The organism is Janthinobacterium sp. 35 (assembly GCF_002754575.1).
GTDB lineage: Bacteria > Pseudomonadota > Gammaproteobacteria > Burkholderiales > Burkholderiaceae_D > Janthinobacterium > Janthinobacterium tructae.
Window position 1 is genome coordinate 2488273 of the sequence record NZ_PEFN01000001.1, and the last position, 13900, is coordinate 2502172.

13 protein-coding genes and 1 tRNA gene are annotated in these 13900 nt (G+C 62.5%); 7 read left to right on the top strand and 7 right to left on the bottom strand.

Annotation, left to right across the window (positions count from 1 at the left end; all coding sequences use genetic code 11):
- Window positions 1–90: 90 nt before the first annotated feature.
- Both CLU93_RS11175 and CLU93_RS28760 read right to left on the bottom strand, forming a co-directional pair.
- The gene (locus tag CLU93_RS11175; protein WP_099761117.1) at window positions 91–1014 is read right to left on the bottom strand and encodes an MBL fold metallo-hydrolase; all 924 of its coding nucleotides are present in this window, start codon (window positions 1012–1014) and stop codon (window positions 91–93) included.
- Between the two features lie 8 nt (window positions 1015–1022).
- A complete protein-coding gene (locus CLU93_RS28760; protein ID WP_298403622.1) occupies window positions 1023–1172 on the bottom strand; it encodes a DUF1289 domain-containing protein in 150 nt (49 codons plus the stop codon).
- A gap of 370 nt (window positions 1173–1542) precedes the next feature.
- On the opposite strand from CLU93_RS28760, the gene CLU93_RS11185 reads away from it, so the two are divergent.
- Window positions 1543–1956: a CopG family transcriptional regulator gene (locus CLU93_RS11185; RefSeq protein WP_034783786.1), complete on the top strand. Its 414-nt coding sequence runs from the start codon at window positions 1543–1545 to the stop codon at window positions 1954–1956.
- A gap of 54 nt (window positions 1957–2010) precedes the next feature.
- Window positions 2011–3288: an extracellular catalytic domain type 1 short-chain-length polyhydroxyalkanoate depolymerase gene (locus CLU93_RS11190; RefSeq protein ID WP_257224932.1), complete on the top strand. Its 1278-nt coding sequence runs from the start codon at window positions 2011–2013 to the stop codon at window positions 3286–3288.
- A gap of 4 nt (window positions 3289–3292) precedes the next feature.
- Here the strand turns inward: CLU93_RS11190 and CLU93_RS11195 are convergent, their stop codons facing one another.
- From CLU93_RS11195 to CLU93_RS11205, 3 genes are all read right to left on the bottom strand, one after another.
- Window positions 3293–4444: a response regulator gene (locus CLU93_RS11195; RefSeq protein WP_099761120.1), complete on the bottom strand. Its 1152-nt coding sequence runs from the start codon at window positions 4442–4444 to the stop codon at window positions 3293–3295.
- 31 nt (window positions 4445–4475) lie between these two features.
- Window positions 4476–7514 (bottom strand): response regulator, encoded by a 3039-nt coding sequence (locus CLU93_RS11200; RefSeq protein WP_099761121.1) that lies wholly within the window; start codon window positions 7512–7514, stop codon window positions 4476–4478.
- 95 nt (window positions 7515–7609) lie between these two features.
- Complete coding sequence (locus tag CLU93_RS11205) at window positions 7610–7807, bottom strand: cysteine-rich CWC family protein (protein WP_099761122.1); 198 nt, start codon at window positions 7805–7807, stop codon at window positions 7610–7612.
- Between the two features lie 231 nt (window positions 7808–8038).
- On the opposite strand from CLU93_RS11205, the gene argB reads away from it, so the two are divergent.
- Both argB and CLU93_RS11215 read left to right on the top strand, forming a co-directional pair.
- Window positions 8039–8932, top strand: coding sequence for an acetylglutamate kinase (gene argB, locus CLU93_RS11210; RefSeq protein WP_010393729.1), 894 nt, complete (start codon window positions 8039–8041; stop codon window positions 8930–8932).
- A gap of 65 nt (window positions 8933–8997) precedes the next feature.
- Window positions 8998–9072: transfer RNA gene (locus tag CLU93_RS11215), tRNA-Thr, on the top strand.
- 143 nt (window positions 9073–9215) lie between these two features.
- On the opposite strand, the gene CLU93_RS11220 is transcribed toward CLU93_RS11215, so the two are convergent.
- Window positions 9216–10085: a TraB/GumN family protein gene (locus CLU93_RS11220; RefSeq protein WP_306594721.1), complete on the bottom strand. Its 870-nt coding sequence runs from the start codon at window positions 10083–10085 to the stop codon at window positions 9216–9218.
- 95 nt (window positions 10086–10180) lie between these two features.
- Here CLU93_RS11220 and CLU93_RS11225 point away from each other — a divergent pair, with 95 nt between their 5' ends.
- The 3 genes from CLU93_RS11225 to pabB all read left to right on the top strand — a co-directional run bounded on the left by CLU93_RS11225 (window position 10181) and on the right by pabB (window position 13446).
- Window positions 10181–10915: a pyrimidine 5'-nucleotidase gene (locus CLU93_RS11225; RefSeq protein ID WP_099761124.1), complete on the top strand. Its 735-nt coding sequence runs from the start codon at window positions 10181–10183 to the stop codon at window positions 10913–10915.
- A gap of 101 nt (window positions 10916–11016) precedes the next feature.
- Window positions 11017–11592: a nucleoid occlusion factor SlmA gene (slmA, locus tag CLU93_RS11230; protein WP_071079975.1), complete on the top strand. Its 576-nt coding sequence runs from the start codon at window positions 11017–11019 to the stop codon at window positions 11590–11592.
- A 21-nt stretch (window positions 11593–11613) separates the two neighbouring features.
- Entirely contained in the window at window positions 11614–13446 is a 1833-nt protein-coding gene (gene pabB, locus CLU93_RS11235; protein ID WP_099761125.1) for an aminodeoxychorismate synthase component I, read from the top strand.
- On the opposite strand, the gene CLU93_RS11240 is transcribed toward pabB, so the two are convergent.
- Window positions 13443–13802 carry a DUF1428 domain-containing protein gene (locus tag CLU93_RS11240; protein WP_099761126.1) on the bottom strand — a complete coding sequence of 120 codons (360 nt, stop codon included), beginning with the start codon at window positions 13800–13802 and terminating at the stop codon, window positions 13443–13445. The genes pabB and CLU93_RS11240 overlap by 4 nt on opposite strands.
- Window positions 13803–13900: the final 98 nt, after the last annotated feature.

Below are 13900 nucleotides of genomic sequence, written 5' to 3' on the forward strand. Positions count from 1 at the left end.
CGCTGGAAAGTTGATCGGGATAAGGAACACACTGAGCTTGATTATAGTGCAGAAAAAGTACGATCGTGCTGAATTTATCGCCTGACCGCTTCAGCCTTCGTTAAGCAAGTACTCACCCTCGACCCGTGCCGCCGCAGCCCTCACCAGTTGCGACACGGCCCACTCGGCCAGCGCGGCGACTTCCTGGCGCAGGAAGCGACGGTTGGCCTCTTCGAAGATGGGCATGCCGCGCAGTAGGGCCGGTATGGCGGCGAGCGCGATGCGCTGACGCTCCAGCAGCAAAAATTTCAGCAGCACTTTCACCGCATTCTGCGCATTGCGCACGGGGTCCGACGACAGGTAATCGAGACGTGAATACGCGCGCTGCAGGGCGCCGGCAGCGTCCTGGAACGGCCGCCCGTGGCCGGGAATGACGACGCGCACGTCCAGGCTGGCGATCAGGTCCAGGGTGGCGCGCGCTTCCAGAAAGCCGGAGCCGCCGTCGAGTTCGGGGAAGATCACGCCAAAGCCGTTTTCCCACAGGGCGTCGGCGGAGATCAGGATGCCCTCGTCGGCGCAGTAAAAAATCAGCGAGTGCGGGTCGTGACCCGGTGCGCCCAGCGCCTGCCAGGCCATGTCGGCCAACGTCAACGTGTCGCCGGGCGAGACGGTGGCGTCAAAGCCGAAGCGCGGGCATTGCTGGCCCGTGGCCTGGAAGCTGAGGGCATCGACATCCCATACTCGCACCTTGTCCGCTTCCGAGACGGGAATGGCCGTCTGGCAGCCATACTCGGCTTGCAACAGCGCGTTGCCGCCGCAATGGTCGGAGTGCAGATGGGTGTTGAACAAGCGGTGCAGCGGTCGCCCTTGCAAGCCATGGCGCAACAAGGCCAGGGTTTGCGGCGCATGCGTGACATAGCCGCTGTCGATCAGGGCCGTGTCGTCCCGGCCCTGGAACAGGATGTTATTCGACGACAGCCAGCCGCGTTCGAACACCTGCATGGCATCGGGGAACAGCGCTGGCGATCGCGGCATGGATTTCCTCAGTAGTCGGACTCGAAATCGAGCAGGGATTCGCGTCCTGGCAATGCGGCCCACACGGCGCGCTTGAAATCGTCGTCAGCCTTGCTCCAGGCGATGATCTCGTCGAGCGTGCGCAAGCAGCCTTCGCACAAGCCGCTGTTGCGGTTCATCTTGCACAGGCTGACGCAGGGCGATGGCACCGGCGACGGCAAGGAAAGTGGAACGGCTGGCGGAGGTGGCGGAGGTGGCGGAGCGACCATCATGGAGCGGCATCGGTAAACGTGAAGGCTTGCATTATGCCGCGAAACCGTGTCGGTGAGGCGATGGCCTCGCCATGCAATGTTTCTGTGAATATATTTTTAAGAGAAAGCATGAGCAAAAAAGCATCTTCTAGAAATTTATTTTGCAGCCATTCTCACTCTGCGGGTGCCCGTCCTACAACATTATCAGAGTAGATCCTGCTTGACTTGAGATATTTCAGAACTATACTACCATCCATGCAGATGGCAATTGGATGCCACGTGGAGTTTTTGGAGAGATATGGCCAAGCAAGACAGCAAGCCCAAAATTGGGGAATCCGAGAAAATCACGATCAACCTCGGTTTGATCGACCTGGGGCAGATCGATTTGCTGGTCCAGGAGGGATTTTATTCCAACCGTACGGATCTGATCCGTACGGCCATACGCAACCAGCTGGGTATCCACGCCGACGTGGTGAAACAAACCGTCGCCCGTAAAAGCCTGGTATTGGGCATGCAGCATTATTCGCGCGCCGACCTGGAAGCGATCCAGGCAGCCGGCCAGCGCCTGCAGATCCAGGTGCTGGGACTGGCCAGCATCGCCAGCGACGTCTCCGTGGAACTGGCACTGGCCACCATCGAGTCGATTTTCGTATTAGGTGCCCTGCACGCCAGCACCGTCGTCAAGACGGCGCTCGCAGGGCGAATTCACTAGCGTATTGGTTTGCGGCGATGACCCGGCCGATGCGCGGCACCGTTAAGGATGGTCATGAAACTACCTCTCAACATGTTGGCGCAGATGCGCGCAGCGACCCGTAATCTGATGGGCAGCGGTCCCGCCGCCGCCACCGAAGCGATCCAGCAGGCGCTGTCTGCCGCTGGCCTGACGCCGCAGGCAGCAACCACGCAAGCGCCGCCACCGCAGCCGATGCGCGACATCAATCCACCACCGGCGCCATCACCAGCGCAGGCCCGGGCCGAGGCGCCGCCAACTGATGCCGCGCCGGAAGCGGCATCGGTGCCGCCCACGCCCGCGCAGGCGGCGCAGGAATTCGCGCAGGATTTCATGGCGCGCCTGGGCGTGCCCGCCGGCCTGGGACAGCACAGCTTCGACATGCCCAGCTTCGAGCTGCCGAATTTTCATCCGCCCGGTTTCAACGCGCCGGCCGCCACGCCGGCGCAGATGCCCGCTGGGGCACAGTTCATCGACGGCGTATACCGCAACCATGCGGGCACGCGCTCCTATAAGCTGTATATCCCCAGCAGCTACCACGGCCAGGCCATGCCGCTGATCGTGATGCTGCACGGCTGCACGCAAAATCCCGACGATTTCGCGGCCGGCACGCAGATGAATGCGCTGGCCGAAGAAAAGGAATGTTTTGTCGTCTATCCGGCGCAGACGCAGGGTGCCAACAGTTCGCGCTGCTGGAACTGGTTCAATGCCATCGACCAGCAGCGCGACCAGGGCGAACCGTCGCTGATCGCCGGCATCGCGCGGCAAGTCATCGACGACTACCCGGTAAATGAACGCGAAGTGTTCGTCGCCGGCCTGTCGGCGGGTGGCGCCATGGCCGTCATCGTCGGCACCTTGTACCCCGACCTGTTTGCCGCCGTCGGCGTGCATTCGGGCCTGCCCTTCGCCTCGGCGCAGGACTTGCCGTCGGCGCTGGCCGCCATGAAGGGCGGTGCCATGCCCAATGCCCAGCGCAAGGCGCCGGCGGGCGGCGTGCCCATCATCGTTTTTCACGGCGACCGCGACACCACCGTCAACCCGCGCAATGGCGATGAACTGATCGCCCAGGGCGTGCGCAGCCAGGCGGGCGGCAAGGCGGCCAAGGCCGACTCCATCGACGGCAGCGTGCCGAATGGCCACCGCTACACGCGCACCACGCACAGCCAGGCCGATGGCTCACCGCTGGGCGAACACTGGGTCATCCACGGCGCAGGCCATGCCTGGTCCGGCGGCAGCAATAATGGCAGTTACACGGACGGAAAAGGGCCGGACGCCAGCCGCGAGATGCTGCGCTTCTTCAAGACCGTCAGCTAATCCTTCAGCTGATATTTTCGGTGTATGGCGCGATCTGCCGCTGCTTGTCGGCGATCTCGCACACGCCATCGGCATAGCGGTGGGAGATGGCGATGAACTGGTCCTGGATCTGCAGGAAGGCGTCGACGATCTCGGCGTCAAAGTGCGAGCCGCGCCCCTCGACGATGATCTGCACGGCCTGTGCATGCTCCATGCCCTGCTTGTAGATGCGTCGGCTGATCAGGGCGTCATACACGTCGGCCAGCGCCATCAGGCGCGCCGAAATCGGGATGTCTTCGCCTGCCAACCCTAGCGGGTAACCGCTGCCATCCCATTTTTCATGGTGGCTGTAGGCGATCTCTTTCGCGTACTTGAGGAAATCGACCTCGATGCCCAGCTCGTGTTCGGCCGCCAGGATGGCGTCGCGCCCCAGGGTGGTGTGCGTCTTCATGATGGCCATTTCATGCGGCTCGAAACGCCCCGGTTTGAGCAAAATATGGTCGGGGATACCCACCTTGCCGATATCGTGCAGCGGCGCCGTCTTGAACAGCAGTTCGATATTCTTGTCCGTCAAAAAATCGCGGAAACGCGGCAGGCCGCGCACTTTCTCGGCCAATGCTTTCAGGTAGTGCGAGGTGCGGCGGATATGGTTGCCCGTCTCGCTGTCGCGCGTCTCGGCCAGCGACGCCATGGCGTGTATCGTGACGTCCTGCAGCGCCGCCACTTCCTGCACCCGGCGCTCCACTTCCGTTTCCAGGTAATGATTCTGGTCGCGCAAAAAATCCTGCATCTGCTTCATCGCCAGCTGGGTCTTGATACGGGCCAGCACGATGGGCGCCGAAATCGGCTTGGTGATGTAGTCGACGGCGCCCAGGGCCAGGCCCAGCTGCTCGTCGGCCACTTCGCTCATGGCGGTCACAAAAATCACGGGTATGCCGGCCGTGGCGGGATCGGCCTTCAGCGCGCGGCACACATCGTAGCCACTCATGCCCGGCATCATGATGTCGAGCAGGATCAGATCGGGCTGGTCGCCGCCGGCGGCGATTTTCAGGGCACGCTCGCCATTGACGGCGATCTTGGTCCGGTAATCGTCTTCCAGCACTGCGCGCAACAGGTCGATATTGTCTGGCGTGTCGTCGACTACCAGGATGGTTGGCTTGCTTGCTGACGCTCTCATGCCCGTCCTTCGCTCTGCATAGTTATCCTTGTCACAGTCTCAGCTCCAGCGCATCGGCCACCTCGCCCAGCTGCGCCAGCGCACCTTCGAAATCGTATTGTCCCAGCATGCGCTTCAACTGGCGCGCATGTTCCGCCTGCCCGGCTGCGACCAGCACGGGACCGATGCCATCGAGATGCTTGACGGCCTGCGCATCGTCCTGCTGCAGCAGTTGCGACAGTTCGCGCAAGCCCGCCTCCAGGTGTACCCGGTCCACCGCTGCCACCACGGTGCTGCCTGGCTCGGGCACATTGCTGCGCGACTGCATGGCCAGCACGATCTTCGGTACCAGTTCGTCGAGCGCCAGAGTGCAGGCCGCCAGCGCCTGCGGCAAGCCGTCATGCGATCCCAGGCTGAGCAAATGCTCGACCCGCGCCGCGCTGTCGGCCAGGCCACCGGCGCCGATATTGCCGGCCAGGCCCTTCAGGGTATGCGCTTCCCGGATTGCCGTCTCGAGCTGATTGTTCTCGATGGCGGCGACGATGCGCTGCATGGCATCGAATTGGGTTTCCACAAAACGATCCAGCAATTTTCGCATCAAAGTGGCATTGCCGCCCACGCGCCGCATGGCCTCCGCCATTTTCAGGCCAGCGATCACGGGCAGCTCCGCTTCCGGCTGCGCCACCACCACCGTCATTTCCTGCGGCGCAGCCGGCGCGATCCAGCGCGCCAGGGTACCGAACAGCTGCGCCACGTCGATCGGCTTGGCGATGAAATCGTTCATGCCGGCGTCCAGGCATTTTTCCTTGTCGCCGACCATGGCATTGGCCGTCATGGCGATCACGGGCAAATCCGAATAGCGGGGATCCTGGCGCAGCTTGCGCGTGGCCTGGTAGCCATCCATCACCGGCATCTGGCAATCCATCAGCACGCCGTCATAGGCGTTTTCCTCGATCTTCGCCAGCGCGATGGCGCCATTGCTCGCAATGTCGACACGAATGCCGGCGTCGTTGAGAATATGCTGCGCCACTTCCTGGTTCACCTCATTGTCCTCCACCAGCAGCAGCCAGGCGCCGCGCAGGGCGCGTTCGTCGTCGCGGTAGCTGCTCTGGCGCTGCGTCTTGCGGCTCTGTCCTGTCACGCCGCCAAACACGAACGATATCTGGTCGAGCAGGGTCGAGGCGCTGACCGGCTTGTTCAATACGCCATCGAGCGGCAATTCCCGCTGGCGCGCCGCCTCCAGCAGTGCTTCGCGATGGAAGGCCGTGACCATGATACAGGCCGGCGCCGCATCGATGCCGGCGGCATCGGCACGGATGCCGGCCAGCGTATCGAGGCCGTTCATGCCCGGCATTTTCCAGTCCATCAGCACCAGCCCGTACGGGCGCCCCTCGGTGCGCGCCTGCGCCACGGCGCCGATGGCCAGCACGCCGCCAAACACGGCACGCGCATCGAAACCGAGCGCCGTCAGCATGCTGACGAAAATTTCACGCGCGCTGGGGTTATCATCGACCACCAGCACGCGCAGGCCCTGGAACTGCGGCGGCACTGGCAGGCTGTCGCGCGGCACGGCGGCCAGGCCGAAGCGGGCCGTGAAGAAAAAGGTACTGCCCACGCCCGCTTCGCTGACCAGGTCAATTTCGCCTTCCATCATTTCCACCAGGCGCTTGCTGATGGTCAGCCCCAGGCCGGTGCCGCCATGGTGGCGCGTGGTGGAGGTGTCGGCCTGGGTAAATGCCTGGAACAATTTGCTGCGCTGGGGCGGCGTCAGGCCGATACCCGTGTCGCGCACATCCACGCGCAGCACCGCCGCATGTTCTTCCAGCTGCTGCAAGCGGATGCTGACGACGATCTCGCCCTTGTCCGTAAATTTGATGGCATTGTTGGTCAGGTTGATCAGCACCTGGCCCAGGCGCAGCGGATCGCCCTGCAAGGCGTTCGGCACGTCGGGGGCGATGTCGAACAACAGTTCGAGCCCCTTGTCCTGGGCACGCATCACGGACAGGTCGGCGATCTGCGCCAGTACGTCCTCGAGGAAAAAATCGACTTTTTCAAAGGCCATCTTGCCCGCCTCGATCTTCGAGAAATCGAGGATGTCGTCGATGATGGCCAGCAGGTTCTTCGACGCCGACTCGACCTTTTCCAGGTAATTGCGCTGGGTCGAGGTGAGCTCCGTCTGCAGCGCCAGGTGGGTCATGCCGATGATGCCGTTCATCGGCGTGCGGATCTCGTGCGACATATTGGCCAGGAAGTCCGACTTCATCTTGGTCGCATCCTCGGCCACTTCGACGGCATGCCGCAGATCCTGCTCGACGGCCAGGTTGGTACTCATGTTTTTCAGCGCCTGCAGCAATTCGCCCGTCTCATCGCGCGACGTCACTTCGATGACAGAACTGAAGTCGCCTTTGGCCACGCGCGTGGCGATCGCCACCGCCTCGCCCAGCGGACGCGTGATCGAGCGCGCCGACCAGGCAAAGGCCAGGCCGATCAACAGGGCTGCCAGCCCGATACCGCCCATCAGAATCAGCGACGTATCGATATCGTTGCGTATCCTGGCCGCGCTGTCGCGTATCAGTTGCTGCTGCAAATCATCGAGCTGGCCCACATACAGCAGCACTTTTTCCAGCACCGGCAAGGTCTGCGTCTGCATGGCCAGCTCCGCGGCAGCATCCTCGCCGCGCTCGACCAGTTCGAAGATCGTCTTGAGCGAAACATAGTAGTCGCTGCGTGCCAGGTGCATCTGTTCCAGCAGGCGCCGTTCTTGCGGCCGCGCATCGAGACCATCGAGGATGCGCACCTGTTCATCGATGCCTTGCTTGATCGCTTCCAGGCGCGCCTGGTTCGCCTGGCGCCGTGCCAATTCACGCTGGTTCGGCAAGTTGCTGATGCGCGTGGCCGCCTCGCGCGCCAGCCCATGGATCTTGCTGGTGGCCTTGGCGGCGACCCAGTCGCGCTGCAGGATATCGTCGGTCTCGGCGCGGATGGCATAGATGCGGCTACCGGCCAGGACGATGACGACCAGCATCAGCACGATCAAAATGGCATAACCGGCATTGATGCGCACGCCGATGCGGATATCCCTGAAGCGCATAACTTTCCTATAAGAAATTCTTAAAAATCGAAGTCTGACCGTATTCCCCTACAATAGGCAAGGTCTTTTGCAAAGGAAAAGGCGCGCCGATGCGTTTATCTGGCCGGCGTTGCCGCCGGGGGCGTCACGGCGGCGATGCGCTGTTGCAGGCAGGCGGGGCACCAGCAGCCCACGGCGGCGCTACCGGGCACGGGCACGGCGGGCGGCAGGGCCACGCACCAGCATGGTCCGCTGGCCTGCGGGTCAGTCTGGCCACACTGGAAGGTGGCGCCACAGAGAGTGCATACGCTCATGGCTGTGTTTGAATTGGCAAGTGTGTGTCATGCTGCACCGGAGTGCGACGCAGATGTAACTGGCAGTAAAAAGGCTGGCTGGGGGACATATCGGGCCAGACTATAGGATCATCAGGGAAAATACAACAAGATCGCCCTATAATGCCTCCAGGATTTTCTTCTTCCCTGTAAAATCGCACAAATCTATTTTCCGGACTCGCCATGAATCAACTAGCTAACTTGAACCTGGACATGAATGACGACTTGACGGCGGTGTCGCCACAAATCAAGGCGCAGATTCTGGCCGAGGCCCTTCCCTACATTCGCAATTTCCATGGCAAGACCATCGTCATCAAATACGGTGGCAATGCCATGACGGACGAACGCCTGAAGCACGGCTTCGCGCGCGACGTCATCCTGCTCAAGCTGGTCGGCATGAACCCGGTGGTGGTGCACGGCGGCGGACCGCAGATCGACAACGCGCTGAAAAAAATCGGCAAGCAAGGCACCTTCGTGCAAGGCATGCGTATCACCGATGAAGAAACCATGGAAGTGGTGGAGTGGGTGCTGGGCGGCGAAGTGCAGCAGGATATCGTCATGCTGATCAACCATTACGGCGGCCAGGCTGTCGGCCTGACGGGCAAGGATGGCGGCTTGATCCGCGCGCGCAAGATGCAGATGCCGGACCGCGAACATCCGGGCGAATTCCTCGACATCGGCTTTGTCGGCGAGATCGATGCGATCAACCCGGCCGTCGTCAAGGCGCTGCAGGACGATGCCTTCATTCCCATCATTTCGCCTATCGGTTTCGGCCAGGATGGCCAGGCTTACAACATCAACGCCGACGTGGTAGCCGGCAAGATCGCGGAAATCCTGAAAGCGGAAAAGCTGATCATGATGACCAACATCGCCGGCGTCCAGGACAAGCAGGGCAACCTGGTGACCGACCTGTCGGCGCGTGAAATCGACGAGATGTTCGCCGATGGCACGATCTCGGGCGGCATGCTGCCGAAGATCTCGTCCGCGCTCGACGCCGCCAAGTCCGGCGTGAACACGGTGCACATCATCGATGGCCGCATCGAACACTCATTATTGCTGGAAGTGTTGACCGAGCAGGCTTTTGGTACTATGATCCGTTCGCACTAAAAAAATCGCAATGCATCACAGCGAGTAGTTTGGCGGCGCAGATCACCTGGCGCCGCTTTTAATTTGCCCTTGTAGCTCAGTGGTAGAGCACTCCCTTGGTAAGGGAGAGGCCACGTGTTCGATCCACGTCAAGGGCACCAGTATCCTTTCCCCGCAGCTGAAAAACTGTCCATGGCGGCGTTGTCCTTCCTCGCCGTACATGCGTACTGTCTTCGTCAGTCCGCCTTGCCCTGAACATTTTTCCATCTGCTCTGCTATCTGTAGCCCGCATTTACTCCGCCTTTCAATACACCCGCTCCACCTTCAAACCTTTCTTGCGCAGCAGATCCGGCACGCTTTTCGTTCCGACCAGGTGCAGCACGCCGATGGCGGCCAGGCTGTGCTTTTCGCGCGCCAGCAGCTTGGCGATGCCGTCGGCCAGGGCCGGGTTGCGGCCATCTAACAACACCTTTTGCACGAACTGCGCGGAAAACGAGGGGTCTGTCGCCGCTTTGGCGGCCAGCTTGTCGAAGGCGGCCGCGTCGGCCGTGCGCCAGGCGTTGGCGATCTCGCGCGCTTCCTGGTTTTGTTCCTGGTCTTCGATCGAGGCCACGCCGTCTTCCAGGAAGCGGCACTGGTCAAGCGGCGTCATGGCGCCAAACAGCGCCAGCTGGCCTTCCATCGATTCGAGTTCCACCACAGGGATCTTGCGTGCCTTGGCTTGCTGCGACAGATAATTGTCGACGGCCAGGTCGGAGCGGTAGCCGAGCGTGGAAAACTCGCCGATGGCCAGCATGCTGGCCAGCATCCACGGTTTCATCGGCGCCACCGCTTCGGGCGCTATACCGTATTTTTGCAACAACGGCGCCAGACGCGGCGCCAGGGTCTGGCGGCAGTCGGCCGGCACTTGGCTGCCCGGCGCCTCCATGCCGTATTTCAGCACGGCGCCCAGGGCGGCGCGCGGGTCGGCGCCGGGATCGATCTCCAGCGCCAGTGCCCCGGCGCCTTCCAATGCCTGCATCACCGTCGGCTCGAGCGGATAAAAGTCGGGGGCGCCGACGTGAATGGTGCCGAACAAATACAGGGTGTGGCCCGCGTCCTGCACCCTGAACAGGGCGCCCCGGTTTTGCGCCACGGGCGCCGCTTCCGCCAAGGCCGCCGGCAACGGCAGCAAGAATAATCCGCAAAACATCACTATAATCTGGCTTCGCATGGTTTTCCTGATTGTTGAACTTTTCATCTTGCTTATCATCTTGCCTAAAGACGCCTGTGCCTGTGTCCCATCTTAACCGCTCGTCGCCGGTCTGGCTGTTTGACCTCGACAACACGCTGCACAATGCCTCGCACGCCATCTTCCCCACCATCACGGCCAATATGAACACGTATATTGCCCGCGTACTGGGCGATGGCGTGACGCCGGCCGACGACGCCATCGTCAATGCGGCGCGCGCGGCCTACTGGCGCCGCTATGGCGCCACCTTGCTGGGCATGGTCAAGCACCATCAGGTGCAGGCAGCGCACTTCCTCCACGAGACGCACGCGTTCGACGATTTGCGCGCCATGATACGCGCCGAGCGGGGGCTGGGGGCTTTACTCAAACGCCTGCCTGGCCGTAAAATTTTACTCACCAACGCGCCGCTGCGCTACTCGAGCGACGTGATGCGCCATCTGGGCCTGCGCCAGCACTTTTCACACCACATCGCCATCGAGGCGATGCATGTGCACCGCCAGCTGCGGCCCAAGCCATCGACCCTGATGCTGCGCAAACTGATGCGCAAGCACCAGATCCGCCCTGGCCGCTGCATCCTGGTGGAAGACACCCTGGCCAACCTGAAGGGCGCAAAAAGACTGGGCTTGCGCACGGCCTGGGTCACGCAATACCTGAAAATGGCCGATCCGATCGGCGTGGCAAAGCTGCCCAGAGCGTTAAATCGCCCCGCTTACGTCGATGTCAAAGTAAAATCTGTCCGGCATTTGGCACGCCGCCTTCACCGTCTGCGCTGAAGGGGACTCCTGGGCTTCCGGTTGACGCCGGAAGCCGCACCGCTAGCGGCGGTGACGGAACGCCCCATCAAGACAGCTTTTTTTTAACGACAAGAGAAAATATGGCAAGCACACCGCCGGGCCAACGCAGGCTACAAATTCTTCAGGCCCTCGCCGCAATGCTGGAGCAGCCGAAAGGCGAAAAGATCACCACTGCCGCACTGGCGGCCAGACTGGCCGTGTCGGAAGCGGCCCTGTACCGCCATTTCGCCAGCAAGGCGCAAATGTTCGAAGGACTGATCGAATTCATCGAGTCGAGCGTTTTCGGCCTGATCAACCAGATCGCGGAAAAGCACAGCGACGGCATGACGCAGACGCGCGACATCGTCGGCATGCTGCTCAATTTCGCCATCAGCAATCCGGGCATGACGCGCGTGCTGATCGGCGATGCGCTGGTGAATGAGGACGAGCGCCTGCAAGTGCGCATGAACCAGTTCTACGACCGCGTGGAACTGGCGCTCAAGCAGGCCTTGCGCGTGGCCGCCGCCGAAGGCCATGGCAAGGAAAGCGAAGTGGCGGCGCGCGCCACCCTGATCGTCAGCTTCGTCATCGGACGCTGGCACCGCTACGCCAAGAGCGGCTTCAAGATCAATCCATCCCAGGACGCGGCGCTGCAAATCGCCATGCTGCTGGGGTAAGTCACCACCGCGGCTGTCCCCATGCATACCGACTGTTTCGCCCTGCTCGACGACGCCAGCACACCTGGCGCCGGTTCGCGCCTGTACACGGGCCTGGCGGCGGTCTTGCAGTGCACCGAGGGTAACGGGTGGCCAGCCCTGCTCGAAGGGCTGCAAGCGGCTTTAAAACGCGGCCAGTACGCCGTCAGCGTGTGCAGCTACGAGTTGGGCGCGCACTTGCTGGCCATGCCGCCGCGCGCGGCCGGCCCCGGCGCGCCGCCACTGGCGCAAGTGCTCGTCTTTGAGCATTGCACCCAGCTGTCGCAAGACGAGGTGCAGCAGTGGCTGGACGCACGCGTGGATAGCGCGCCGGCCGGCGTGGCCGCTATCCACGCAAATGTGGATCAAGCCGAATTCACGCGCGCGCTGCAGCGCATCCACGACTACATCGTGGCTGGCGACACCTACCAGGTCAACTACACCTATCGTTTGCGCTTCGACGCCTTCGGTTCGCCCCTGGCCCTGTATGCGCGGCTGCGCGCGCGCCAGCCCGTGCCGTACGGCGCGCTGCTGATGCTACCCGATGGCGGCGCCCTGCTGTCGCTGTCGCCGGAGCTGTTCGTGCGCCATGCGCAAGGCGAATTGATGGCGCGTCCCATGAAAGGCACGGCGCCAGCCGCTCCTGCCGAACAGGCGGAAGAAAATGCGCACCGCGCCAGGGCCCTGGCCAATGATCCGAAGAATCGCGCGGAAAACCTGATGATCGTCGACCTGCTGCGCAACGACATCGGCCGCATCGCCGCCACGGGCTCGGTCAAGGTACCGGCCCTGTTCCAGGTGACGCGCTACAGCAGCGTGCTGCAAATGACCTCCACCGTGCAGGCGCGCTTGCGCGAAGATGCCAGCCTGGCCGACATCTTCCAGGCCTTGTATCCCTGCGGCTCGATCACGGGCGCGCCGAAACGCCGCACCATGGAAATCATCGCCGAACTGGAACCCGCACCACGCGGCATCTATACGGGCGCCATCGGCTGGTTCGATCCGCCAGCCGCCGGTGCCGCGCACGCGGTGGGCGACTTCTGCATGTCCGTACCGATCCGCACCTTGGCCCTGCAAGCGGCTGGCCCTGGCGGCATGCGGCGCGGCGAAATGGGCGTGGGCGCCGGAATCGTGCTCGACAGCGACCCGCACGATGAATTTGCGGAATGCCAGCTCAAGGCCCGCTTCCTCACGGGCCTCACGAACGACTTCGAACTGTTCGAAACCCTGCACGCCAGCCGCAACGATGGCTGCCGCCAGCAGGAACGCCACCTGGCGCGCCTGGCCGCTTCCTGCGCCTACTTCGGTTTTATCTGGGATGCGCAGGCCGCCCGCGCCGCGCTGCAGGCGGCTTGCGCGGCGCACCCCGACGATGCGCCCTTCCGCCTGCGCCTGGCGCTGCGCCAGGATGGCCAGTTCACCGTGCAAAGCGGTGCGCTCAGCACCTTGCCGGAGACCGTGAACATTTTGCTGGCACCCGACGCCACCACAGCGGACGACCTGTTCCTGCGCCACAAGAGCAGCGTGCGCGCGCGCTACGATGCAGCCTGGCGCGCGGCCGAGGCGCAAGGCGGCTTCGACATGCTGTTCTTTAACGAACGGGGCGAGCTGACGGAGGGCGGGCGCAGCAATGTCTTCGTGAAGCTGGACGGCCACTGGCACACGCCGCCCCTGTCCTGCGGCTTGCTGCCCGGCGTGCAGCGCGCGGCCATGCTGGCCGATCCCGCCTGGGATGCGCAGGAAACCATCATCACGCGTCCCATGCTGGCGCGGGCCGAGGCGATCGTCGTGTGCAATGCGCTGCGCGGCGCGTTGCCGGCCAAGCTTATCCTTTAAGCATCTATCCGCATTTCATAGCCACCGTATATCATCCGCTTGCCATCGAACGGCAACTTGGCCGGGTCCATCATCTCGGCCAGGCGCGGGTCTTGCATGACCTTGTCGTTGATTTCATCGCGTTTGGCGCGCGACTCATACACAATCCATGAAAACACCACCACTTCGCCATCCTGCAAGTCCACCGCCTGCGGGAACGAGGTCAGCTTGCCTGGCTTGACATCGTCGCCCACGCATTCGCGAAATTCCAGCGCGCCGTGTTCGCGCCAGACAGCGCCGCAGGCCCGCGACATGGCCAGGTAGGCATCGAGCTTGGCTTTCGGTACGGGCACCACAAATCCATCGACATACGCCATGATTTTCTCCTTTGTTGTGACAAACGCGAACAACCAGCTTAGGACAATGATGCCAAGACGACAAGCGCGGCATTAAAAAAAAGCAGGCGCGCAGGCCT

What these genes read in the sequence shown, in the direction of transcription:
- argB (WP_010393729.1), top strand. Translation starts at nt 8,039, where the DNA reads ATGAATGACGACTTGACGGCGGTGTCGCCACAAATCAAGGCGCAGATT.
- CLU93_RS11240 (WP_099761126.1), bottom strand. Translation starts at nt 13,802, where the DNA reads ATGGCGTATGTCGATGGATTTGTGGTGCCCGTACCGAAAGCCAAGCTC.
- CLU93_RS11200 (WP_099761121.1), bottom strand. Translation starts at nt 7,514, where the DNA reads ATGCGCTTCAGGGATATCCGCATCGGCGTGCGCATCAATGCCGGTTAT.
- CLU93_RS11205 (WP_099761122.1), bottom strand. Translation starts at nt 7,807, where the DNA reads ATGAGCGTATGCACTCTCTGTGGCGCCACCTTCCAGTGTGGCCAGACT.
- CLU93_RS11185 (WP_034783786.1), top strand. Translation starts at nt 1,543, where the DNA reads ATGGCCAAGCAAGACAGCAAGCCCAAAATTGGGGAATCCGAGAAAATC.
- CLU93_RS28760 (WP_298403622.1), bottom strand. Translation starts at nt 1,172, where the DNA reads ATGAACCGCAACAGCGGCTTGTGCGAAGGCTGCTTGCGCACGCTCGAC.
- pabB (WP_099761125.1), top strand. Translation starts at nt 11,614, where the DNA reads ATGCATACCGACTGTTTCGCCCTGCTCGACGACGCCAGCACACCTGGC.
- slmA (WP_071079975.1), top strand. Translation starts at nt 11,017, where the DNA reads ATGGCAAGCACACCGCCGGGCCAACGCAGGCTACAAATTCTTCAGGCC.
- CLU93_RS11175 (WP_099761117.1), bottom strand. Translation starts at nt 1,014, where the DNA reads ATGCCGCGATCGCCAGCGCTGTTCCCCGATGCCATGCAGGTGTTCGAA.
- CLU93_RS11195 (WP_099761120.1), bottom strand. Translation starts at nt 4,444, where the DNA reads ATGAGAGCGTCAGCAAGCAAGCCAACCATCCTGGTAGTCGACGACACG.
- CLU93_RS11190 (WP_257224932.1), top strand. Translation starts at nt 2,011, where the DNA reads ATGAAACTACCTCTCAACATGTTGGCGCAGATGCGCGCAGCGACCCGT.